This window comes from Vibrio sp. KUL70 (assembly GCF_059725515.1).
Genome location: NZ_AP045834.1, coordinates 2,282,866 through 2,305,435, shown reverse-complemented (window position 1 = coordinate 2,305,435; position 22,570 = coordinate 2,282,866). Strand labels below are relative to the sequence as shown.

Here is a 22,570-nt window from a genome sequence, read left to right as displayed (position 1 = left end):
AGCTTTATAGGATCTCTAGTACTTGCTCTGGTGGACGGCCGATTTTTGCGCGGTTATTAGCAACAACAACAGGGCGTTCAAATAGTTTTGGGTTATCCGCCATTGCCGCGAACAGCTGCTCATCGGTTACTGAACTATCGCCTAGGTTCGCTTCTTTGTAATCCGCTTCTTTCGTTCTCATCATCTCACGAACGCTTTCAAAACCTAATTGAGAAAACAGAACCTTGAGCTGCTCAACAGACAGTGGTGTCTCTAGGTATTTGATGATTTCAGGTTGAACCCCATTTTCTTCAAGAATCGCTAGAGTTTGACGGCTCTTTGAGCAGCGAGGGTTATGATAAATTACGACAGACATGGTGCTTCCTCGGTATTATTTTTTGGTTTATTGCTGTGAGAGCCACGTAGTTGCTACTCTCACAGGTTGAGTCTTGTTTTAGATAATCGCTATTGTAGTGCTAAGAAGCGTTCACGTTGAATCATTAATTGGTCAATACGTGCGTCGTAACGCGCTTGTTTTAGACTTCCTAGCTCGGCTATCTGGCTGGCTTGAGTGTAGTACTGAATGGCTTTGTTCCAGTTCGCTTGTAGAGCTAAAATTTCTGCTCGTGCCGCTAAGTCTTCGTCACTGTTCCCTAAATCGATATTCGCCTTTGACAGTAAGTGCCAACCATTGGTGTCATTTGGGTTATCGTGAGTGTAACGCTGCAGCACTCGAATCGCTTCTTGCAGCTCTTCGTTCTCAAGTAGCGCATTAGCGTAATTGATGGTCAGTACGGGGTTGTTGGGTTGACGTACCAATGCCGCTTTGAGCTCTTTGATCGCCATTTGAGGTTTCTTCTGTTCGATGTGCAGATCCGAGATCGCATCGAGATAGAAAAGATTGGTTGGATCATTGGTGATCAGCTTGTTTAGAATCGGTTCGGCCTTATCGAGCTTCTTGGTATCTAGGTACACTAGCGCCTGCCCATATTCTAAAGATGGCATTATCGATGCTGGTGCTTTCTTCAATTTACGTTCAAACCAGTCCAATGCCGCATCACCATCAATCCCCGCATAACGAGCCACAATACGCGCTCTTGCTAAGTGGTAATCAAGTGATGGCGCGAGTTTTAGAGGTGGATAGCTGCGGGCACGTGCGCGCGAATCGGTAATACGATCTTCTGGCAATGGGTGAGTCAGCAACATAGGTGGAGGTGTACTTGCATAGCGGTACTCGTCGGCAAGACGACCAAAGAAGCGTGGCATCGCATTCACATCAAATCCAGCCTTAGCCATAGTGCTGATACCAAAGCGGTCTGCTTCTTTCTCATTGCTGCGCGTGTAGTTAATTTGGCTCTGCATGTTGCCAGCCGTTGTTGCGGTTAGCGCTGCGATACCCGCTTCTGGCGCTGCGATGGCCAATAACACCGAAGCAGCGAGTGCAGCAATGGTGGCCGGAGAGCGGCGCGCTTGGTCTTCCATGCTTCGCGCTAAGTGGCGTTGAGTTACGTGTGCAATCTCGTGAGCCAGTACTGAAGCCAGTTCACTCTCTGATTGAGCGTGTAGAAACAGTCCAGAGTGTAATGCGACATAGCCACCAAAGAAGGCGAATGCATTGATATTCCTGTCGCGAATCATGAAAAAGTTGAACGGCGTTTTTACATCGTTGGCGTTGGCAACGAGTTGGTGACCCAAGCTGTCAATGTATTGATTGAGTACCGGGTCATTGATTACAGGCTGACTACTACGAATGATGCGCATGTAAGCATCACCATAGATCAACTCTTGGTCTATGGTCAGGGTGCCGCCGGCAGCTGTGCCTATATCGGGAAGATCCAAGCTGTTGGCTTGAGCCAGTAATGGGGTGCCGAGTGTTGTAGCGATGCATAAGCAAGCTATTGAGCGAGCGCGTTTAAACATATTAGTCAGTAATACTCCGTTTCTTCTGACAGTAAGACAAGGACAACACGAAATGGTTCTTTATCTGTTCTCACCTTTGTTTGGTAACGTGCGTCAAACTAAAGGTTGTAGAATGAAAGATGGCACGTTTTTAAAAACAGATTACAATACGACCCTTATAATAAGCATCGAGCTAGATAATGAAACCTAATATTCTAGATTTACGCCAAGAGCGCTGCCCAATGGCGTTATTATTAGCCAAGCGTCACAGTGTTAAATTAGAAAACGGTCAGTCTTTGCTGATACATATTGCTGATCAGAGCTCAATGGCCGATATTGTAAGCTTTTTATCCAAGCATGCTTTTGATGTAAAAGTTGAAGCTTGCTCTGGTCATCACCAAATCCAAGTTACAAAAAAGGAATTGCAATCAAATGCTTGAAATGATGAATCGCTGGTACAGACGACGTTTTTCTGATCCACATGCAGTCAGTTTGGTGGCCATCATTTTATTTGGTTTTATTACCATTTATTTTTTCGGTCATTTGATCGCACCATTGCTGGTGGCGATTGTGCTTGCCTACCTACTAGAGTGGCCTGTGACACAATTACAGCGTCTTGGTTTACCGAGAACGCCTTCAGTGATGCTGGTCATCTTGATGTTCTTTAGTGTGATGCTAATAGCTCTATTTGGTTTGGTCCCAACCATTTGGAATCAAGTGGGTAATTTGCTTAATGATATCCCGAATATGTATATCGGGCTGCAAAAGTTCATCTCGACGATTCCTGAACGTTACCCAGAACTGGCTAATCTACAAATTGTAGAGTCAGTGATGTCGAATGCGAAAAACAAAGTCTTAGGTATGGGCGAGAGCGTTGTAAAAGGCTCTTTTGCCTCATTGGTGAGCATTGCCACACTTGCGGTCTACCTAATTCTGGTGCCACTGCTTATTTTCTTCTTACTGAAAGACAAAGAAGAGATGATCAGAATGGCAAGCGGACTGCTGCCTCAGAATCGTCGTTTGGCAACTAAAGTATGGGTTGAGATGAACCAGCAAATCTCAAACTACATTCGCGGTAAGGTACTTGAGATCTTGATTGTGGGTGGTGTCAGTTATGTGACCTTCGCTATCTTGGACTTGCGTTATTCTGCACTGCTGGCTGTCGCGGTTGGCTTCTCGGTGTTGATCCCCTACATCGGTGCTGCTGCGGTCACCGTACCGGTTGCTATCGTTGGTTTGTTCCAGTGGGGACTTGCGCCACCGTTTTACTGGCTGCTCTTAGCGTACGGTATTATTCAAGCGCTCGACGGTAATGTGTTAGTTCCAGTGTTGTTCTCAGAGGCGGTAAACTTGCATCCAGTTGCTATCATTGTCGCGGTATTGGTCTTTGGTGGTCTATGGGGCTTCTGGGGGGTCTTCTTTGCGATTCCTCTCGCCACACTTGTGAAGGCTGTGTGGAACGCATTACCAAGCCATGCATTGGAAGATGATATAGAAGAAGCGTAGCTTGCTTGATTCAAAACATGATGAGAAAGAAAGGCCGAATATTTAAGATATTCGGCCTTTCAATTTATTGGGTTTAAGTTGTTCAGAGCGCGGTTTAGTCTTGCTGCTTGAAGTAATCTAGAACCACTTCATGGTGCGTCTTTGTCTTGAACTTGTTGAATACATGTTCAATGACACCTTCTTCGTTGATTAAGAAGCTGATGCGGTGCAGGCCATCGTAAACTTTACCCATGAATTTTTTCTCACCCCAAACACCAAACTGTTCAGCAACGGCGTGGTCTTCATCAGAAAGCAGTGAGAAGTTCAGTGATTTCTTGGTAATGAAGTTTGGTAGACGTTTCACTGGGTCGATACTAACACCAAGCACCACAACGTTTAGTGCATCTAGCTCAGCTTTGATGTCGCGCAGGCCTTCTGCTTGCACAATACAACCCGGCGTCATCGCTTTAGGGTAGAAGTAGAAAAGGACTTTCTTGCCTTTGAAGTCATCAAGAGACACGATGTTGCCATCTTGATCTGGAAGAGAGAATGCAGGTGCTGGAGTGCCAGCTGTCAGCGTATTCATGACATTTCCTTTTTAAAGACTGTTTTTGATAAAGTTGAGCGAGCCTTGGACTGATAGGCTCTGACACAGCGCGTTAAATTCTTCTTGTAGCTGCATCAGGTTACATTCTGATTGAACAGAAGCAGTAATTGAAATATGGAATTGATCGTTATCGAGTTGTACCTTCGACTTGTTAATGGTCTGCGCGCTGAGCGAGTCCAAACCAATCTCTCTATCGGCGAAGAATTGGGTGAACTTTTCGGTAAGACCCAGTCTATCGTCAGATTCGATAAATACTTCGAGCGTATAGGAGTTCTCGATATGATCATGCGGGGACGTTCGTTTCATGATAGTAATCAGGTCATGCTCCTGACCAAGCAAAGGTAGGGTTGTCTCCACGCGCGTAATGTTGTTGGCTTTGCCTGATAACAGCATGATGAGAGTAAACTCTTCACCAAACATCGCGATGCGGCTGTCGATAATGTTACAGCCTGATTGGGTGACTAACTGAACCACTTGGTTACAAATACCCGGGCGATCTGTGCCCACTGCAGTGATTACTAGATGTTGAGTCATAAATCACGTCTCTTTATATTCCATTGATGAGAGCATGTTAGCACATATACAGGGACTAATGAGTGAAGGTCGGGGCGTTTTTATGCGTCACTTAGACTTAAGTGGGTACTCAATGAGCGGAGTTTGAGTTTAGTATGATACGAGCACAGTGATAAAAGCTTACCACTAACCGAGCGCTGACACGTGAGGAGCTAAATCGGTTACATTGGGTGTAAGCAAATCATTTCTGGTATTGAACCTGCTTATAAGTCGTCTGACCTCTAACATACGACAATATTTCATACAGTTGTGGCCGCGAAGCGACTTTAATCGCTTGTGTTTATTAATCGGCTTACAGTAACATGCAGAAAGAACAAATTAAGGGAGATAGACATGTTTTCAGGAAGTATCGTTGCGCTGGTTACACCATTCAATTCTGACGGTGAAGTGGATTTCGAAAGCCTTAAAAAACTGGTCGAGCACCACATTACTGCAGGTAGTGATGGTCTAGTAGCAGTAGGCACTACGGGTGAATCTTCTACATTGACTATTGAAGAGCATGTCAAAGTCGTTACCAAGATGGTTGAGTTTGCTGATGGCCGTATTCCTGTGATTGCGGGTACGGGTGCAAATGCAACTCATGAGTCGGTACTGTTCAGTCGTCTGCTCAATGGTTCTGGTATTGCAGGTTGTCTAAGTGTGACACCTTATTATAACAAACCAACACAAGAAGGTTTGTACCAGCACTATAAAGCGATCGCGGAAGTGAGCGACGTTCCTCAAATCTTGTACAACGTACCGGGCCGTACGGCAGTAGACCTATTGCCAGAGACTGTGGCTCGTCTTTCAAAGATTGATAACATCGTTGCACTTAAAGATGCGACGGGTGATCTAGACAGAATTGCAATTCATCGTGAACTTTGTGGCGAAGATTTTATCTTACTAAGTGGTGATGACCTCACAGGCCTAGAATTCGTAAAACGTGGCGGTGACGGTGTTATCTCAGTAACGAATAACGTTGCAGCAGCTGACATGGCGACCATGTTTAAGCTGGCGAAAGAGGGCAAATTCGAAGAGGCAGAGGCGATCAATGAACGTTTAATGCCACTTCACAAACATTTGTTCATTGAATCTAATCCAATTCCAGTAAAATGGGCGGTTCATAAAATGGGTTTGATCGCTGAGGGCAGTCTTCGACTTCCACTGACAGAACTGTCAGAGCCGGCTCAACCTATCGTTGCTCAAGCAATGACAGAAGCGTGTATTTACTAAATGTTTGAAACAGTGCCGAAGCTTGTCTTCGGCATTTAGGAGTATAAATGAAGTATTCTCACCAGCTAGTGATCGGCTCACTGGCTGTTTTCGTTCTTACAGCATGCTCTGGCAGCCCGACTCAACGTCGTCAAGCCAAGGATGACTTCGAATACTTAGAAACCCCAGCGTTGACTCAATGGCAACTGCCTGAAGACGCTACCCCTCAATTCTACCCAAACTACGATATCCCTAAAGGAGAGTTTGCTGGTGGTATTGGCCGCGATGTTGATATTCGACCACCACAGCAGGTGTTGGAGCTTATTCCAGGTGCGCGTGCTGAGCGTCAAAACGGAGAAGTCACTCTTTGGTTATTGCGTGCTGAAGAAGCTGATCGTGTATGGCAAACCGCCGTGGACATGCTGACAGAGCGTAACATCGGTATTCGTGAGCAGTCTGATAAAGAGATTGAGACTGATTGGGTTACTTGGGTCTCTGAAGACGAAGAAGTTGAGATTGGCAGTCGTTACACTATCTCTCGCTTTGAGGCGAATAATCGTCACGGCTTCAAGCTTAACTTGATTGATTGGCGTGAGGGTTCTGAAGAGAAGCCTGTTTCAGCGACCAATAAGGAGCGTTACAACGCCTTCATGACCAACTTGGTTATGGCGAAGTACGATGAGAACTTGCGTGCTGAAGCGGCGTTGAAAGCGCAAGAGCTGGTTAAGAAGATCCCTATTTCAATGGGGTCAGACCGCAGCGGATTCCCGGTGATCATCGCGCGTACACCTTACAACGTATTGTGGCAGCGTCTGCCTAAGCTTCTGCCTCAAATGGGCTTTGATCTAGAAGAGCGTAACCAGTCACAAGGTACAGTGAAAGCGAAATATGCCTCTCCAGATGATGAGTTTTGGGATGAGGTTGGCCTTAAGCCGATCGACCTAAGTCCAGGTACTTACACCTTCCTATTTGGTGATTTGGGTAACCGTACCTCTATCAATGTAACTGATGCTTCAGGTAAGCCAGTGGAAGAAGAGCTATTGAAGTCTCTGGTTCCTATCTTGGCGCACGTTGCAGACCAAACCAAAGATACCAAAGAGAAGTAACTAAGTAGGTAGGTTACTGTCTCAATGGCATCAATGAAAAAAGAGGACGCGATGTCCTCTTTTTTGTGTCTGTTAGCTTGAGAATGATGGCTCGATAGCGCCTAGTCACTTAGCTGTTATTTATCGTCGAGGTTTTCTCGATTGAGTTTGTCTAAACGATTGAGCTTATCGAGATCACTCTCTTTTTTCTGTTTATCTGCCTTGCCGACGTTCATGTTTGCCGTGTACTTGAGTGCTGCAATGTTACCGACGACAACACTGACCACGATAAAAATGATCACCCAAGGGTTGGTTAGCCATTCAAGCATATAAGCTCCTAGTTACTGATATTCGTTATGAAACGATCATAAATGGATTCAAGGTGCTCCATAACGATCTCATACCCTAATATTGGCTCAGACTGAAGTTGATTGCCAAGTCGGGGACACGATAACTGTGATAGACAAAGCTGCGCTGTGCGTTTATGACTAATATGCCACGGCTCAACAGCCACGCCTCCTAAGTCTTTGCGATATGGGAAGAAAAAACCAAATTCATCAGCGTTGGCCTCTAGCCATTGGTAAAAGCTATGCTGGTGGCCTGTGAAATATTCCCAAGGCTCTAACTGCAGTTGGGTGTCTTGGGGAAGGTGATTACGTGCAAAGACATCAAAATCAGTACCCCAGTGATGTCGACTAGCCCCGGGTAGGGCAGACCAGCGCAAGATAGCCCACAGCTTCTCAGTGTCAGTTAATTGAGCGGTGTCTAGAGGCTGACTATCACTGTCTAAAATTGCAGTTTCCCCTGCGAATTTTCGATTCCAAATCAACGACTGACGCTGATAGCTACGAAAACCACTGGCGATCTCCATTTTGTAGCCTGCTTGTTCAGCAGAAGCGATTAAACGTTGAAGATCTTGGGCGACTTCATGGTGCACAAGAAAGTTTTTGCTTCCAATTAATGTCTCAATTAAATGAGACTCTACTTGTCCGGTTAACTCTTTTGGTGTCATGAGGTTGTCCAATTTTTTTGCTGTCTTTTCGTTCTCAAAGACAATGTGTTTTTAAAGACTATGAGTTTTTAAAGACTATGAGTTTGCGAGTAGATTCACCAACGTACGTTGGTACATGTCGGTCAGTTTTTCTAGATCAGCGACTTTCACACACTCGTTCACTTTGTGAATTGTTGCATTCACCGGGCCTAGTTCCACAACCTGTCCACCCATGCGTGCAATGAAGCGACCGTCAGATGTACCACCAGTGGTTAACAGCGCTGGTTTTACGTCGTTTACGTGGTCAACGGCATCAACGATGGCATCCAGAAGAGCACCAGTATCAGTCAGGAACGGGTCGCCATTGAATGTCCACTTCAGGTCGTATTCAAAGTCGTACTTGTCTAGAGTACTCGTGATGCGCTCTACAATGATGTCGTTGCTCAGTTCAGTACTAAAACGGAGGTTAAACTGAACATTGAACTCGCCAGGAATAACGTTTGATGCACCTGTGCCCGCACTGACGTTTGGAATTTGGAAACTGGTTGGTGGGAAGTAATCATTCCCTTTGTCCCATTCCGTTGTTGCAAGCTCATGAATTGCAAGCAGAGAGCTGTGTACAGGGTTATTCGCCAGGTGAGGGTAGGCAACGTGGCCTTGTGTCCCTTTTACGGTAAGGTCGCCCGTGATTGAGCCACGGCGGCCATTTTTCACCACATCTCCGACGAACTCTGTACTTGAAGGCTCACCCACGATACACATATCGATATTCTCGCCACGAGCCATCAGTGTTTCCACAACGCGTACAGTACCGTTAATGAACGGCCCTTCTTCATCTGAAGTGATCAAAAATCCGATTGAACCTTTGTGATCTGGATTTTCAGCGATGAACTGTTCAACCGCCACAATCATTGAAGCCAGTGAACCTTTCATGTCTGCTGCACCACGACCGTGAAGATAACCATCAACAATCGTTGGTTCGAATGGTGGCGTATCCCAAAGCTCCGCTGGGCCAGAAGGAACGACATCTGTGTGGCCTGCGAAAGCGAACAGTGGTGCTTCTGTGCCTCGGCGGGCCCAAAAGTTAGTTGTGTCTTCGAATACCATCACCTCAATTTCAAAGCCGAGAGCTTTGAGGCGATCGATCATTACTTCTTGGCAGCCAGCGTCTTCTGGCGTGACTGATTGACGGCTAATGAGATCTTTTGCCAGAGCCAAAGTTGGGCTGTCTGTCATCCTTGAGTTCCTTGTTCTACTTGTCGTTTATTTTGTGAGAAATGTGGCACTTGTGCACCACATTTCTAAAGTTGTGCTTGTTTAGTGCTAGTGCAAATGGGGATTACGCAAAAATAGCGGAATATTGATCAGCTTTGAAGCCAATATGCAGCTTATCTTCAACTTTTAGGATTGGGCGCTTAATCATTGCAGGTTGTTCAACCAAAAGAGCGATAGCATTTTCTTCATTTAGGCCATCTTTTTGTTCTTGAGTGAGCTGGCGATAAGTCGTGCCACGCTTGTTCAGCACTTGTTCCCAACCGAGTTCTTCACAGAAGCCGCGAACTAGTGCTTCATCGACGCCTTGTTTACGATAATCGTGAAATTCGAAGCCGATTTCTTCAGCTTGTAGCCACTTCTTAGCTTTTTTGATTGTGTCGCAGTTCGGGATACCAAACATTGTGATAGTCATTATTCTTCCTTTTGGTGATCTTCTTTCATTGTTATGTATGGAATCCTATCAGGAACTCGGAATTCAGACAAAACAGAGTGAGGAATATTTCAAAGAACGAAAAAAAACGGTAAGAAAATGTCACGAATGGAGACTTATTGATCAACCTCAACATGCCGGATGAGAAAAAAGAAATAATTAACAGGCACAGATATAGGAGGTGTCAATGGAGTTGAGTCCTGTTTTTGCAAGGCGGCTATATTTAGCGTTACTCGTCGAAAGCCTTGAAAGGCCGAATGTGCCTAAACTCATCGAAAAAACGGGTTGGCCTCGTCGTACTATTCAAGATGTACTCAAGGCGTTACCGGGGATCGGTATCGAACTCATGTTTATTCAAGATGGGCGGCGTCATAATGATGGTTACTATCAGTTGTCTGATTGGGGACCATTCGACAGCCAATGGGTTCTGGAACGTAAGAGTGATATAGCGTCCAGTCTTGGATTTAGTGCATAAGCCAGCGAAAGCTGGCTTTTCTTTTTTTGTTGCCCTGTTTTCCAAGGTGTATTATCGAAAGCGCGATAAGGTTATGGGCATTGATAGGCAGTGCCAAGCATGGTTACTGAGGTGGCGAAATCTTGTGGTAGTGAGAAAACGACGGTGTTTGCACCTAGTGCGATAGCATTGGACTTGAGTTCGTTCATCGCTCCTTGAACCATGGTGTCATTCGGAAAGAATAGGTAGCTATACCAATGCCCTTCACTCCCGGTTATTTCACCTTTGTATTGGCAATCACTGATATCAACAATGCCATGATAATCCATCTTTACTCGATGTGCGTTTTCATGCGGCGCTTTTGTTGGGCTCGTACATCCTGCTAGCAGGCTAAGAGCTATTAGCGCCAATGGTAGTCGTTTCATTTCATCATCTCACAGTTGAGTAATGTAGGCAGCGAAACCAAGCCAGCTGGCAATCAATAGTGCCCACGGCAGCATGCTTGGTTTTTGTGTTGGTACTGCAGCGTGATCAGAGACAACCTCATTGGTTTGATTAAGGTTTTGTTGCTTCTCTTTTTGTTGCTTCTTTTTCGCTTTATCGGCCTGACGGTTTCGCTCTTTTTGCTGTTTCTTGTATTGCGCGATGCCTTTTTCGATACCTTGAGCGATCAGTTTAGTCTGCTCTTTGGTTTGTCCAGGCTTTTGAGTTGCTCTGGCTATTTTGAGTGCTTCTTGTTGGGATTCAATAGAAGGTGTTAGTGTCTTCTTTTTCATGTCGAGATAATCGTTAATTCCAATATGTAAATAAGATAACGTAAACCTAGAGAAGTATGAATGATTTGCGTTAAAGTGTCCGTTTTTTTAATATGTTGAAGTGAACGTTGTGCGGTATTCTTTAGAACAATATGACAAACATGGCTTTCTTAAAGCACCAGCTTTACTGTGGCTTGGCTGGCTATTTTTAGCCAAGGCTTTGGTCGTGTTTGTTGTGGCCGGTGCCAGCCGGGAATCAGGCGCTAAAATACTAGAGATAGTTTACCCTGACCATCAAATGTTTTATGTGGGGATTACTCTAAGTGTGCCGAGCGTTTTATTGATGTGGTTGTTTGGTCTGAGATCGCCTGAACGCCCCTATATTAATACGATTGTCTCTTGGGGACGATGGGTTACCCTTTTCGCTGTTTTAAGTCAGTTTGTACATACCGTTTATCTTGTCTATCTCGATCGCGGTGTGTTTCATTGGTTACATGGCGTCACACTCACGCTGTTGTTGTGGCTTTTGATCTACCTCATTAAGAGCAACGCTGTACGAGATTGTTTTACCAGCGTTGAAACTGATAATAGTCAAAAATAATTAATATAGTCATATTTATACTAGAAGCTAAAAATTGAAAGGATCGAACTATGCTTAACTCTTCAAATGAGCTGCCTCAAGCACAAGGTGCTATTTTACCTGAAGCTGGGCCTTTCGCTCTGTATGTGCAGCTAAAAGTCGTGGACAATGCCCCACAAGTTTTAGAACAATTAAAGCAGTTGCCTTCTCTAGTTGCGGAACTGAACGAGTCGCAACCAGAGTCAAACCTGACTCTTTCATTGGCTTTTTCTAAGACATTCTGGGACAAGTTTGAACAAGTAGCGCCAGCTGACTTGATCGCATTTCCAGAACTTGGCAAGGGTGATATTACTGCACCAAGCACAGATTCAGACGTGCTACTTCACTGCCACTCGAACCGTCACGATTTGCATTTTTACGTCATTCGTAAGTTGCTAGAGCAGGTTTCGGAAGATGTCGAAGTGGTTGATGAAACCTACGGCTACCGCTATTTAGATTCTCGTGACATGACGGATTTTGTGGATGGCACCGAAAACCCGAAAGATGCACAGCGCGCTGAAGTTGCATTAATTCCTGAAGGTGAATTTGCAGGCGGCAGTTACGTAATGGTGCAACGTTTTATCCATAACCTACCTGCTTGGAATCGATTAAATATTAAGGCGCAAGAGAAAGTAGTCGGTCGTACCAAGCCTGATTCGATTGAACTAGACGATGTGCCTGCGGCATCGCACGTTGGCCGTGTCGATATCAAAGAAGAAGGCAAAGGTCTGAAAATTGTTCGTCACAGCCTGCCTTATGGCAGCGCGACAGGCGATCATGGCTTACTTTTCATCGCTTACTGTAATGTTCGCCATAACTTTGATGCGATGCTTGAAAGCATGTACGGCGTGACCGACGGGAAGACAGACCAACTGCTGCGTTTCACCCGTGCTGTGACTGGTGCTTACTATTTTGCACCGTCGCAACAAATGTTGGCGGAACTGTCGATTAAGTCGTAAATAGCCATTAAGCGGCAATCCAATTAGTTAAAAAAAAGAGGCGTTTAGCCTCTTTTTTGATTAAAGAGTTAGCATACTTGGTCGATATAGAAGCAACGATTGACTTTATTACCTCCCAACGGTTGAGCGAACATCTATGGCGATTACGGTAAATACCAATGTTTCAGCGCTGGTGGCACAGAGAAATCTCTCTAATGCCAGCAACATGTTGAACCAATCTTTGGAGAGATTGGCTTCAGGTAACCGTATTAATAGCGCTAAGGATGATGCTGCTGGTCTACAAATATCAAATCGACTTGAAGCACAAATGAGCGGTATCGATGTTGCGGTTAGAAACGCCAATGATGGTATCTCTATTATGCAGACTGCAGAAGGGGCGATGAATGAGACCACCAATATCATGCAGCGAATGCGTGATCTTTCTTTGCAGTCAGCGAATGGTTCGAACAGTAAATCGGAACGAATTGCTATCCAAGAAGAGATTCGCGCGCTCAATGACGAGCTGAACCGAATTGCTGAAACCACCTCATTTGGTGGCAAGAAGCTATTGAATGGCAGTTTTGGTAACACCGCCTTCCAAATAGGTGGTAGCTCTGGTGAGGCGGTACAAGTTGGCCTAAAAAGCATGCGAACAGATGGTATCGACATGGGGGGCTTTAGCTATATTGCTAATGGTATGGCTGATAAGCGTTGGGCGGTAAGTTCGGGTAACACTGAGTTCAATATGTCATTTACTGATCGCTTCGGCCAATCTCAATCCATCTCTATTAACGCCAAAGTGGGCGACGATATCGAGCAGCTTGCGACTTACATCAACGGCCAAACAGACCAAGTGTCTGCATCGGTCAATGAAGATGGGCAGCTACAAATCTACATGGCGGGCGAGCAAACGTCAGGAACAATCTCCTTTTCGGGTGCTTTAGCGGATGAGTTATCCATGTCTTCAGGTCGCTATGAGTCGGTCAATGACATTGATGTAACCAGTGCTGGTGGTGCTCAGCGAGCAGTATCTATTCTTGATACAGCGATGAAGTACGTAGACAGTCATCGCTCTGAGTTGGGGGCGATGCAAAACCGCTTTGATCACGCGATTAATAATCTACAAAATGTACACGAGAACTTGGCGACCTCAAACAGTCGTATTAAAGATACCGATTATGCCAAAGAGACTACGCAGATGATCAAGCAGCAAATCTTGCAGCAGGTAAGTACCACTATTTTGGCTCAAGCTAAACAGGCGCCCAATTTAGCGTTAACGCTATTGGGATAAATTGTTACGCTCATCGGCCACACATTTTACAACTTTAGTATTTTTTTCTGTTTTTTCTTATATTTACACCTCTGGTCACGTTTCTTCATTCAACCGAATTTATTTCTGAATTTTCTCGTTTTTTCTCTAAAGGTTTCAGACTAAGCGCCGTTATTAAAAGTAACTTTGAGAGAACTACTTGGTTTTCCGAGACGTCGGAAACCGCAACACCGGAAAATCAATTGGAGAAATCACCATGGCAGTGAATGTAAATACCAACGTTTCAGCGATGACTGCGCAACGTTACCTAAACAACGCAAACAGCGCTCAGCAGACCTCTATGGAGCGTCTATCTTCTGGCTCTAAAATCAATAGTGCAAAAGATGACGCAGCAGGTCTACAAATTTCTAACCGTTTGAACGTACAAAGCCGCGGTCTAGACGTAGCGGTACGTAACGCGAATGACGGTATCTCGATTGCTCAAACCGCTGAAGGTGCAATGAACGAGACGACAAACATCCTGCAACGTATGCGTGATCTTTCTCTACAATCAGCAAATGGCTCAAACTCCAAAGCTGAGCGTGTAGCAATTCAAGAAGAAGTAACAGCACTGAACGACGAGCTGAACCGTATCGCAGAAACGACCTCTTTCGGTGGTAACAAGCTTCTGAATGGTACGTACGGTACTCAGTCTTTCCAAATCGGTGCGGACAACGGTGAAGCCGTGATGCTTGAGTTGAAAGACATGCGTTCAGACAACGACCAAATGGGTGGTCAGAGCTACCAAACTGAGAACGCAAAAGACAAAAACTGGAACGTTCAAGAGGGCTCTAACGACCTGAAAATGACGTTCACAGATAACTTTGGTCAAGCTCAAGAGATCAACATCAATGCAAAAGCGGGTGATGACATCGAAGAGCTAGCGACTTACATCAACGGTCAACAAGACTCTGTGAAAGCGTCTGTAACGGAAGATGGCAAGCTACAAATGTTCGCAGGTAACAACAAAGTAGAAGGCAAGGTAGATTTCTCTGGTGGTCTTGCGGGTGAGCTTGGTATTCAAGGTGGTAAAGAAGTAACGGTTGATACCATCGACGTAACATCGGTAGGTGGCGCTCAAGAATCAGTAGCTATCATTGATGCAGCACTAAAGTACGTAGATAGCCACCGTGCAGAATTGGGTGCATTCCAAAACCGCTTCGACCACGCTATCAATAACTTAGATAACATCAACGAAAACGTAAATGCATCTAAGAGCCGTATTAAAGACACAGACTTCGCGAAAGAGACGACGCAAATGACTAAGTCGCAAATTCTTTCTCAAGCGTCTAGCTCGATTCTTGCGCAAGCGAAGCAAGCACCGAACGCAGCACTGAGTCTACTTGGCTAATACAAAATAAAGTTAAGACTGAAAGCTAGGTGGTAAAACACCTAGCTTTCTTTTTATGAGTAAAACTTACCGAATGATAAATTGTATTGATGTTATGAGTTGTATCATTCAGCTGTATGCAATGGATGTTGAAAGGACGACACAAGCGGTGAGCTGGGGTGAACCTAGTTAAACGGAATACAACTAAATGGTTTCGATACACACAAACATATCTTCCTCAATCGCCCAACGGCATCTTGGTGATGCTCAAAGCCAATCTGTTGAGGCGCAATCAAAATTGCAATCGGGTTCTCGTATCAATGCAGGTAGCGATGATGCAGCAGGCCTGCAAATAGCCAATCGACTTAAAGCTCAAACCCGAGGGATTGATGCTGCTTTGTCGAATGCGACCAATGCGGATTCTATTGCACAAACGGCTGAAGGTGCTTTGCATGAAAGCACGAATATGCTTCAAAAACTCCGCGACCTTGGATTACAGGCTTCCAATGGTGCGTTGAGTCGAGACGAACGCGAAAGTATTCAGATTGAATCAAAAATGCTGATTAACGACCTCGATCGTATCGCGTCGTCAACGACGTTTGCAGGGGATGAGTTATTTGATGGCTCTTTTGGAAAGCGTAATTTCAACCTTGGCCCTGATTCGAACGCGGTCTCGCTCACGCTTAAGAGCATGTACACCAACATTCCACAGATGGGCGGGCAGTTTGCAGAAGCAAACAGTGACGTCGACAAGAATTGGCGAGTCTATTCTCATAATCAAGGGTTAACTATTCGCTATCAAGATAGCAATGACGAGGCTCAGGCGCTCGATATTCGGCTTAAAGAAGGGGATGATATCTATCAGGTTGCTACGTACATTAATGGGCAACAGGATGTGGTCAGAGCCTCGGTAAACGAAGATCATCAGTTGCAGTTGTTTACGGCTCATGCTGATGCACCTCAAGGTTTTGACATTTCGGGAAGCGCAGCGAACACCTTTAATTTTGGTGATACTGAAGCGATATCGTTAGATGATGTGGACATGACGACCGTAGGTGGGGCACAAGTTGGTGTAGCGGTAATTGATGCCTCACTGAACTATGTGGATGGACATCGTAGTGAAATTGGTGGTTTCCAGAACGGGGTTAGCCGTACGATGAATAGTCTCAACAACACTTTTCATCGTATTGCGGATTCAGAAGGGCAAATCAAAGATACCGATTACGCCAAGCTTACTACAGAGCTCACCAAATCTCAGATGCTTGAACGTGCTACGTCAACACTGTTTGCACAGGCAAATCAAAATACTAGCACTGCTCTGTCTTTGTTAGGGTAGTTTTTCTAGACAACAAAAAACGCAGCCCTGAGGCTGCGCTTTTTGAACTTTTGAAATGCTAAGTAGAGATTACTTAGTCACTTTCAGAACTGGAGTTTCACCTACAGTTACAGAACCAGAAAGTTTGTTCAGCTCTTTGATTTCGTCCATGTTAGAGATAACAACTGGAGTAAGAGTTGATTTTGCTTTTTCTTCTAGAAGCGCTAGGTCGAAAGTGATGATAGTGTCACCAGCTTTAACAGTTTGGCCTTCTTCTGCTACGCGAGTGAAGCCTTCGCCTTTAAGTTCAACAGTATCGATACCGAAGTGAACGAATAGCTCAACACCGTCGTCAGACTCGATAGAGAATGCGTGGTTCGTTTCGAAGATTTTACCGATAGTACCGTTAACTGGAGCTACCATTTTGTCGCCAGCTGGTTTGATCGCGATGCCGTCACCAACGATTTTTTCAGCGAAAACAACATCTGGCACGTCTTCGATATTTACGATTTCACCAGATAGAGGTGCGATGATTTCGATTGCACCAGCGTCAGCACTGTCATCAGATACTAGCTTCTTAAGTTTGTCAAACAGACCCATTGTGTCATGCTCCTAACGTTTAGTTTTATTCTGTAGAATATACTATACCAATCTAGCAAATTAGACGACTTTTTTTAAGTCGTCTAATCATATTAAGCCATTGGTGATTACTGAGTTTTCTCTGCGATGAACTTTTCTACTACTGCTTGGATTTCTTCAGCTGTTGGTAGAGAAAGTGCTTCGTCAGCCATTGCTTTAACTTCTGCGAAGTTAGAGTTACGAATAACTTTCTTCACTTTAGGGATAGAGATACCGCTCATAGAGAACTCATCTAGACCCATACCTAGTAGAAGCAGTGTTGCACGCTCATCGCCTGCAAGCTCACCACACATACCTGTCCACTTACCTTCAGCGTGAGACGCATCGATAACCTGCTTGATTACAGTTAGAACAGCAGGAGATAGTGGGTTGTAAAGGTGAGAAATCATCTCGTTACCACGGTCTACCGCAAGTGTGTACTGAGTAAGGTCGTTGGTACCGATAGAGAAGAAAGCAACTTCCTTCGCTAGGTGGTGTGCGATAGCGGCAGCAGCTGGCGTCTCAACCATTACACCGATCTCGATCTCTTCGTCGAATGCTAGGCCTTCAGCGCGAAGCTCAGCTTTGTATTCTTCGATAGCTTTCTTCAGTTCACGGATCTCTTCAACAGAGATGATCATTGGGAACATGATGCGAAGCTTACCGTGCGCAGACGCACGAAGGATGCCACGTAGTTGGTCGCGTAGGATTTCGCGACGATCTAAGCTGATACGTACTGCACGCCAGCCTAGGAACGGGTTCATCTCTTCTGGAAGATCCATGTATGGTAGATCTTTGTCGCCACCGATATCCATAGTACGGATGATCACTGACTCACCGTTCATTGCTTCTGCAACTTCTTTGTACGCTTGGTACTGCTCTTCTTCAGTAGGAAGTGCATCACGGTCCATGAATAGGAATTCAGTACGGTACAGACCAACGCCTTCACCACCGTTACGGATGATACCGTCACAGTCTTTAACCGTACCGATGTTACCGCAAACTTCTACACGGTGACCGTCTAGCGTTTCTGCGTGTAGATCTTTAAGTTTTGCTAGCTCTTCTTTTTCCGCTAGGAACGCAGCTTTCACTGCTTTTGCTTCTTCAAGCTCAGCTTCTGATGGGTTGATAACAATCTTGTTGTTCATCGCATCAAGAATAAGCATGTCGCCGTTCTTCACTTTCTTAGTGATATCGTTCGTACCAACGATAGCTGGAAGTTCTAGTGAACGCGCCATGATAGATGTGTGAGATGTACGACCGCCGATGTCACAAGCGAAGCCTAGTACGTAGTCTAGGTTGATTTGTGCAGTTTCAGATGGCGTTAGGTCGTATGCTGCTAGGATAACTTCTTCATTGATATCGCTTAGAGATACGATATTGATGCCTAGTGCATTTTTAACAAAACGAGTACCGATATCACGGATATCAGTTGCACGTTCTTTTAGGTATTCGTCGTCTAGTGACTCAAGCGCAGATGCTTGCTCTTCGATAACCGTGTGGATTGCGTTATCAGCGTGCATCTTGTCGTTCTTGATGAGTGCTAGGATTTCTTCCTCTAGCTCTTCATCTTCAAGAAGCATGATATGACCTTCAAAGATCGCCTCTTTTTCTTCACCGAAAGTTTCAAGCGCTTTTTGCTTAACAACTTCCAGTTGAGCTGCAGATTTGTTACGTGCGTCAAAGAAACGCTGAACTTCTGCTTCAACTTGGTCATCAGTGATAGTGTTAGTGTTTAGAACGATTTCATCTTCTTGAAGTAGTAGTGCTTTACCGATAGCAATACCAGGAGATGCTAGGATACCTGAAATCATAGCTTTACCTTAAGTTGGTCAACTGTAAACGGGAGAGTGTGTGACTTTTACCGCTTGGCGTTATGCCGAGCTTATTCTGTTCTATTTCGAACAAAGCCACTTTGCGGAGCAAAATGGCTTTGAAAGAAGAAGACCGAATTAGTGTAGTTGGTCCATTAGAGCAACTAGGTAGTCTACAGCTTGCTGAGCTTGTGGGCCTTCAGCAGAAATAGAAACTACAGTGCCTTTAACTAGGCCTAGAGTTTGTAGTTTGAATAGGCTCTTAGCGCTAGCGCTTTTACCGTTAGAAGTCACAGTGATGTCTGCGTCGAAAGATTTTGCTTCTTTAACGAACTGTGCAGCTGGACGAGTGTGAAGACCGTTTTCTGCTGTGATTTCTACTTGCTTCTCGTACATTTTATATACCCCAATTAATTTATTATTTGTAAAGATTATAACCAAGTTTAGCTTAACTTCTCTGACATGCATTCGCCAGAGTGTAGTGCGCTATGTTCGTGTTTGAACAGTTTGATTAAAATTTTATCCAGCCTTGGTGCTCTTTTGTGAGAACTCACGACTTTCAGAATCTGGTTTATTGCTTCTTTTATTTTGAAGCGAAAAATAAAACAAGGGTGATATTACCAAAGGTGGGGCAGGGATCAACAAAAAAGCCCCATTTAGGGGCTTTTTTAGACCAAATATTGATTTGACCACATATTACTGTTGGTTCTCTTTATCGGTAAAAATGCCGGCAAATAGGGCTGTGCTGAGGTAACGTTCACCTGAGCTTGGTAAAACTGTAACAATTGTTTTCCCTTCAAATTCAGGTAGTTCCGCGATGCGGTTTGCTGCAACGACGGCTGCACCAGAAGAAATACCAGCCAGGATACCTTCTTCGGCCATTAGGCGTTGTGCCATTTCAATGGCTTCTTCTGAAGTCACCGATTCAACACGGTCTACAAGTTCTAAATCAAGGTTACCAGGGATAAATCCTGCGCCGATACCTTGGATTTTGTGTGGCGCTGGTTGAATTTCATCGCCAGCCAGTGCTTGTGCAATTACTGGAGACTCTGCAGGTTCAACCGCTACAGAAGTGATTGCTTTGCCTTTTTCACCTTTAATGTAACGGCTTGTACCCGTAATTGTACCACCCGTACCCACACCGGCTACGAATACATCAATCTCACCGTCGGTTGCTTCCCAGATTTCAGGACCTGTTGTCTTCTCGTGGATTTCTGGGTTTGCAGGGTTGTTGAATTGTTGAAGAAGTAGGTACTTCTCAGGATCGCTTGCAACAATTTCTTCTGCTTTTGCGATCGCGCCTTTCATGCCTTTCGCCGCTTCTGTTAGCTCAAGGTTAGCGCCGAGCGCTTTAAGTAGCTTACGACGCTCCAGGCTCATTGACTCAGGCATAGTTAGCGTTAGTTTGTAACCACGAGCTGCTGCAACGAAGGCAAGTGCTACACCAGTGTTACCACTTGTTGGCTCTACAAGCTCTACGCCAGGCTTAAGAGTGCCAGCTTTTTCAGCTTCCCAGATCATGTTCGCGCCGATACGACACTTAACGCTGAAGCTAGGGTTACGAGCCTCCACTTTCGCTAGTACATTGCCTTTACTTACTTTGTTCAAACGAACCAGTGGTGTATTACCGATCGTAAGGGAGTTATCTTCGTAAATCTTGCTCATGGAATATTCCTTCATTTGATGACAGAACTAAACGCGGCATATCAATGACTTAGTCATCCCGTTTATTTCAATGTTTGTTTAAATTGAATTTAGATTAAACAAGTTGAAAAAAAGGTAAAAGGATTAAAAAGTTATATCATATAGATATGTAGCAGAATGCACGCCCATTTTGATAGAAATCAGTGATTCAACAAAATGGGCGTGCGTTTTATGAATAATAAAAGAGGTTAGCGAAGGTGAGTAAATTGCCCTTTGTGCTCTGATACCCACATGGCTGTTGCGCCACATACTGCTACAGGTACAACAATTAGGTTAAGGATTGGAATGGTCGTAAAAATAGACACCAGTGCTCCGAATCCATAGCTTTTACCTTGCTTTTGTTTCAATGAGCTTCTCATATCATCAAAGCTGATTTTATGGTTATCAAACGGGTAATCTGCGTATTGAATAGCTAACATCCACGCTGTAAAAATGAACCATAAAAACGGCGCGACAGTTTGGCCAAGAGCGGGAATGAGCAGCAGTAAGAACAGCCCAATCGCTTTTGGTAACGTGTAAACCAGCTTTCGCCATTCACGAGCCAGGATACGTGGCGTATCTTTAAGCACGTCCATTAAGCCATCGTCATTTACTTTTTTACCCGTTAACAGCTCTTCTACTTTTTCTGAAAGTAAGCCGTTAAACGGAGCCGCGATGAAATTTGCTAATGTACTAAAGAAGTATGAGAAGGTAGCGAGGATGGTTAACGCCAACAACGGCCACAAAATATAGCTCAACCAAGTGAGAAAACTAGGAAGACCTTCTAACCATCCATCAATCCAAGTGTTGAGGTTAGAAAAGATGTAAAACAGCGCACCACCAACCAGCAAAACATTTGCCAACAAAGGCATGAGTACAAATTTACGGATGCTTGGAGAAAGAGCGATTTTAGCGCCGAAAATGAAATAGCCGAAGCCAGAGCGAGGAATCGATAAATTAGTCATATTGGAATATCAGCTCACATAAGGGGGAGTTGGTTAAATAGCAAACACCTATAGTGTACTCGACCGATATTAAGAAAAAAAGCGTGGTGAAAATCACATCAACTGAGGAACTTATTGTATTAAGTTGTTCTAAAACAGTAGCTACTTTTGATACAGTAGTGAGATTGGTCAAATTAACCTAACTGATATAGCGACCTGAAAATTCAGGGTGACTATGAAAGCTGAGAGCGAAAAATGCAGGAATTGCGATTTGTACTCATTATTGTTGGCGCGTTAGCGATCGCCGCATTATTGTTCCACGGATTGTGGACGAGTAAAAAAGAAGGGAAAGCCAAGTTTGGTGATAAACCACTTGGTAAGCTCGACAACGACAGCTTAGATGACGTGAGCTCGACGCCAGAGCGCTCTTTTGCGCCAGAAGACGACTTTGAAATCATTCGTAAAGAGCGCAAAGAGCCGGATTTTGCTGTATCACCGACAAATGCAGACCCATTGATTGATTCTGATCCACTGACTTCAAGCCCATCGAGCAAGAATGAGCAAGAAGATCTTGAATTAAACGATCTGCCATCTTTCAGCGTTGAGGCATCGGTTAAAGAAGAGTCAGAGTTACAAACTGAGTCACCTGCTGATCTCGCTGTTCCAAGTTTTGAATTAACCGAAGCACAAAAAGAGAGCCACGCTGACTTTAAAGAGCACTACGGTGCTATGCCACAAGAGTCTGAGTTTGACACACAACCTGTGCAACAGAATTTGCAGCAGCAAGACACCTCACCCATCGTAGAAGCGCCTGAAGAGACACAAGACGACGATTTGGGCTTGGAAGTGATTGTACTGAATGTACACTGTGCAGGTGAGACACCATTTGTCGGTACTGAACTTTTCCGCAGCATGGAAAACAATGGTTTAACCTATGGTGAGATGTCTATCTATCACTGTTTCGCAGAAGCAGCAGAAACTCCGAAAGTGATCTTTAGTGTCGCTAATATGATGCAGCCGGGTACGCTAGAACATGACAACCCAGCAGACTTTACAACTAAAGGCATTTCATTTTTCATGACCTTACCTTGTTATGGTCAAGCCGATCAAAACTTCAATGTGATGCTGAATGCTGCGCAACAAATTGCCGATGATCTAGGTGGTAACGTATTGGACGAGTCACGAAACCTGATGACACCAAATCGCTTGTCTGAATACCGCAAACAAATTCGAGACTTTATGGCTAATCAAAGCGCTTAGTAGACAATGTAAGCCT

At 44.7% G+C, this 22,570-nt stretch carries 26 protein-coding genes; 11 read left to right on the top strand and 15 right to left on the bottom strand.

Annotated elements, in window-relative coordinates; all coding sequences use genetic code 11:
* Window positions 1-4: 4 nt before the first annotated feature.
* Together arsC and bepA are read right to left on the bottom strand one after the other, a co-directional pair.
* Entirely contained in the window at window positions 5-355 is a 351-nt protein-coding gene (arsC, locus tag AC6I7V_RS10125) for an arsenate reductase (glutaredoxin) (RefSeq protein WP_372068148.1), read from the bottom strand.
* A gap of 89 nt (window positions 356-444) precedes the next feature.
* A complete protein-coding gene (gene bepA / locus AC6I7V_RS10120; RefSeq protein ID WP_498010813.1) occupies window positions 445-1,899 on the bottom strand; it encodes a beta-barrel assembly-enhancing protease in 1,455 nt (484 codons plus the stop codon).
* A 179-nt stretch (window positions 1,900-2,078) separates the two neighbouring features.
* On the opposite strand from bepA, the gene AC6I7V_RS10115 reads away from it, so the two are divergent.
* Both AC6I7V_RS10115 and AC6I7V_RS10110 read left to right on the top strand, forming a co-directional pair.
* Window positions 2,079-2,318 (top strand): sulfurtransferase TusA family protein, encoded by a 240-nt coding sequence (locus AC6I7V_RS10115; RefSeq protein WP_498010812.1) that lies wholly within the window; start codon window positions 2,079-2,081, stop codon window positions 2,316-2,318.
* Window positions 2,311-3,384, top strand: a complete 1,074-nt coding sequence (locus AC6I7V_RS10110) for an AI-2E family transporter (RefSeq protein WP_261881951.1) — start codon at window positions 2,311-2,313, stop codon at window positions 3,382-3,384. The genes AC6I7V_RS10115 and AC6I7V_RS10110 overlap by 8 nt, the downstream gene beginning before the upstream one ends.
* Before the next feature lie 94 nt (window positions 3,385-3,478).
* On the opposite strand, the gene bcp is transcribed toward AC6I7V_RS10110, so the two are convergent.
* Together bcp and AC6I7V_RS10100 are read right to left on the bottom strand one after the other, a co-directional pair.
* Window positions 3,479-3,949, bottom strand: a complete 471-nt coding sequence (bcp, locus tag AC6I7V_RS10105) for a thioredoxin-dependent thiol peroxidase (RefSeq protein ID WP_372068140.1) — start codon at window positions 3,947-3,949, stop codon at window positions 3,479-3,481.
* Between the two features lie 12 nt (window positions 3,950-3,961).
* A complete protein-coding gene (locus AC6I7V_RS10100; RefSeq protein WP_032551739.1) occupies window positions 3,962-4,504 on the bottom strand; it encodes a glycine cleavage system transcriptional repressor in 543 nt (180 codons plus the stop codon).
* A 372-nt stretch (window positions 4,505-4,876) separates the two neighbouring features.
* Between AC6I7V_RS10100 and dapA the strand changes: the two genes are divergently transcribed.
* Both dapA and bamC read left to right on the top strand, forming a co-directional pair.
* Window positions 4,877-5,755: a 4-hydroxy-tetrahydrodipicolinate synthase gene (gene dapA / locus AC6I7V_RS10095; RefSeq protein ID WP_255230141.1), complete on the top strand. Its 879-nt coding sequence runs from the start codon at window positions 4,877-4,879 to the stop codon at window positions 5,753-5,755.
* Between the two features lie 47 nt (window positions 5,756-5,802).
* Window positions 5,803-6,840 (top strand): outer membrane protein assembly factor BamC, encoded by a 1,038-nt coding sequence (bamC, locus tag AC6I7V_RS10090; RefSeq protein ID WP_255230142.1) that lies wholly within the window; start codon window positions 5,803-5,805, stop codon window positions 6,838-6,840.
* A gap of 116 nt (window positions 6,841-6,956) precedes the next feature.
* Here bamC and AC6I7V_RS10085 read toward each other — a convergent pair whose 3' ends face one another.
* The 4 genes from AC6I7V_RS10085 to AC6I7V_RS10070 form a co-directional block, all read right to left on the bottom strand.
* Window positions 6,957-7,148: a DUF2897 family protein gene (locus AC6I7V_RS10085; RefSeq protein WP_255230143.1), complete on the bottom strand. Its 192-nt coding sequence runs from the start codon at window positions 7,146-7,148 to the stop codon at window positions 6,957-6,959.
* Between the two features lie 8 nt (window positions 7,149-7,156).
* Window positions 7,157-7,831 (bottom strand): M15 family metallopeptidase, encoded by a 675-nt coding sequence (locus AC6I7V_RS10080; RefSeq protein ID WP_498010811.1) that lies wholly within the window; start codon window positions 7,829-7,831, stop codon window positions 7,157-7,159.
* 75 nt (window positions 7,832-7,906) lie between these two features.
* A complete protein-coding gene (gene dapE / locus AC6I7V_RS10075; protein WP_261881933.1) occupies window positions 7,907-9,046 on the bottom strand; it encodes a succinyl-diaminopimelate desuccinylase in 1,140 nt (379 codons plus the stop codon).
* A gap of 103 nt (window positions 9,047-9,149) precedes the next feature.
* Window positions 9,150-9,497: an ArsC family reductase gene (locus tag AC6I7V_RS10070; protein WP_372068130.1), complete on the bottom strand. Its 348-nt coding sequence runs from the start codon at window positions 9,495-9,497 to the stop codon at window positions 9,150-9,152.
* Between the two features lie 205 nt (window positions 9,498-9,702).
* Here AC6I7V_RS10070 and AC6I7V_RS10065 point away from each other — a divergent pair, with 205 nt between their 5' ends.
* Window positions 9,703-9,990: a winged helix-turn-helix domain-containing protein gene (locus AC6I7V_RS10065; protein ID WP_032551746.1), complete on the top strand. Its 288-nt coding sequence runs from the start codon at window positions 9,703-9,705 to the stop codon at window positions 9,988-9,990.
* 71 nt (window positions 9,991-10,061) lie between these two features.
* Here the strand turns inward: AC6I7V_RS10065 and AC6I7V_RS10060 are convergent, their stop codons facing one another.
* Window positions 10,062-10,394 carry a DUF4156 domain-containing protein gene (locus tag AC6I7V_RS10060; RefSeq protein ID WP_255230147.1) on the bottom strand — a complete coding sequence of 111 codons (333 nt, stop codon included), beginning with the start codon at window positions 10,392-10,394 and terminating at the stop codon, window positions 10,062-10,064.
* A 9-nt stretch (window positions 10,395-10,403) separates the two neighbouring features.
* Entirely contained in the window at window positions 10,404-10,745 is a 342-nt protein-coding gene (locus AC6I7V_RS10055; protein WP_255230148.1) for a DUF2956 domain-containing protein, read from the bottom strand.
* A gap of 109 nt (window positions 10,746-10,854) precedes the next feature.
* On the opposite strand from AC6I7V_RS10055, the gene AC6I7V_RS10050 reads away from it, so the two are divergent.
* From AC6I7V_RS10050 to AC6I7V_RS10030, 5 genes are all read left to right on the top strand, one after another.
* Window positions 10,855-11,325: a DUF2919 domain-containing protein gene (locus AC6I7V_RS10050; protein ID WP_261881932.1), complete on the top strand. Its 471-nt coding sequence runs from the start codon at window positions 10,855-10,857 to the stop codon at window positions 11,323-11,325.
* A gap of 50 nt (window positions 11,326-11,375) precedes the next feature.
* A complete protein-coding gene (locus AC6I7V_RS10045) occupies window positions 11,376-12,302 on the top strand; it encodes a Dyp-type peroxidase (protein ID WP_255230150.1) in 927 nt (308 codons plus the stop codon).
* Window positions 12,303-12,438: 136 nt separating this feature from the next.
* A complete protein-coding gene (locus AC6I7V_RS10040; RefSeq protein WP_498010810.1) occupies window positions 12,439-13,572 on the top strand; it encodes a flagellin in 1,134 nt (377 codons plus the stop codon).
* A gap of 235 nt (window positions 13,573-13,807) precedes the next feature.
* A complete protein-coding gene (locus AC6I7V_RS10035) occupies window positions 13,808-14,941 on the top strand; it encodes a flagellin (protein WP_255231200.1) in 1,134 nt (377 codons plus the stop codon).
* Between the two features lie 187 nt (window positions 14,942-15,128).
* A complete protein-coding gene (locus AC6I7V_RS10030; protein ID WP_498010809.1) occupies window positions 15,129-16,256 on the top strand; it encodes a flagellin in 1,128 nt (375 codons plus the stop codon).
* A gap of 69 nt (window positions 16,257-16,325) precedes the next feature.
* Here AC6I7V_RS10030 and crr read toward each other — a convergent pair whose 3' ends face one another.
* The 5 genes from crr to cysZ all read right to left on the bottom strand — a co-directional run bounded on the left by crr (window position 16,326) and on the right by cysZ (window position 21,315).
* Entirely contained in the window at window positions 16,326-16,835 is a 510-nt protein-coding gene (crr, locus tag AC6I7V_RS10025) for a PTS glucose transporter subunit IIA (protein ID WP_255230154.1), read from the bottom strand.
* A 107-nt stretch (window positions 16,836-16,942) separates the two neighbouring features.
* Window positions 16,943-18,667: a phosphoenolpyruvate-protein phosphotransferase PtsI gene (gene ptsI / locus AC6I7V_RS10020; RefSeq protein ID WP_032551816.1), complete on the bottom strand. Its 1,725-nt coding sequence runs from the start codon at window positions 18,665-18,667 to the stop codon at window positions 16,943-16,945.
* A 138-nt stretch (window positions 18,668-18,805) separates the two neighbouring features.
* Window positions 18,806-19,063: an HPr family phosphocarrier protein gene (locus tag AC6I7V_RS10015; RefSeq protein ID WP_498010808.1), complete on the bottom strand. Its 258-nt coding sequence runs from the start codon at window positions 19,061-19,063 to the stop codon at window positions 18,806-18,808.
* A gap of 300 nt (window positions 19,064-19,363) precedes the next feature.
* Window positions 19,364-20,332, bottom strand: a complete 969-nt coding sequence (gene cysK, locus AC6I7V_RS10010) for a cysteine synthase A (protein WP_498010807.1) — start codon at window positions 20,330-20,332, stop codon at window positions 19,364-19,366.
* A gap of 227 nt (window positions 20,333-20,559) precedes the next feature.
* Window positions 20,560-21,315 carry a sulfate transporter CysZ gene (gene cysZ / locus AC6I7V_RS10005; protein WP_498010806.1) on the bottom strand — a complete coding sequence of 252 codons (756 nt, stop codon included), beginning with the start codon at window positions 21,313-21,315 and terminating at the stop codon, window positions 20,560-20,562.
* Between the two features lie 234 nt (window positions 21,316-21,549).
* Here cysZ and zipA point away from each other — a divergent pair, with 234 nt between their 5' ends.
* A complete protein-coding gene (gene zipA, locus AC6I7V_RS10000) occupies window positions 21,550-22,554 on the top strand; it encodes a cell division protein ZipA (RefSeq protein ID WP_255230159.1) in 1,005 nt (334 codons plus the stop codon).
* The last annotated feature ends 16 nt before the right edge of the window (window positions 22,555-22,570 follow it).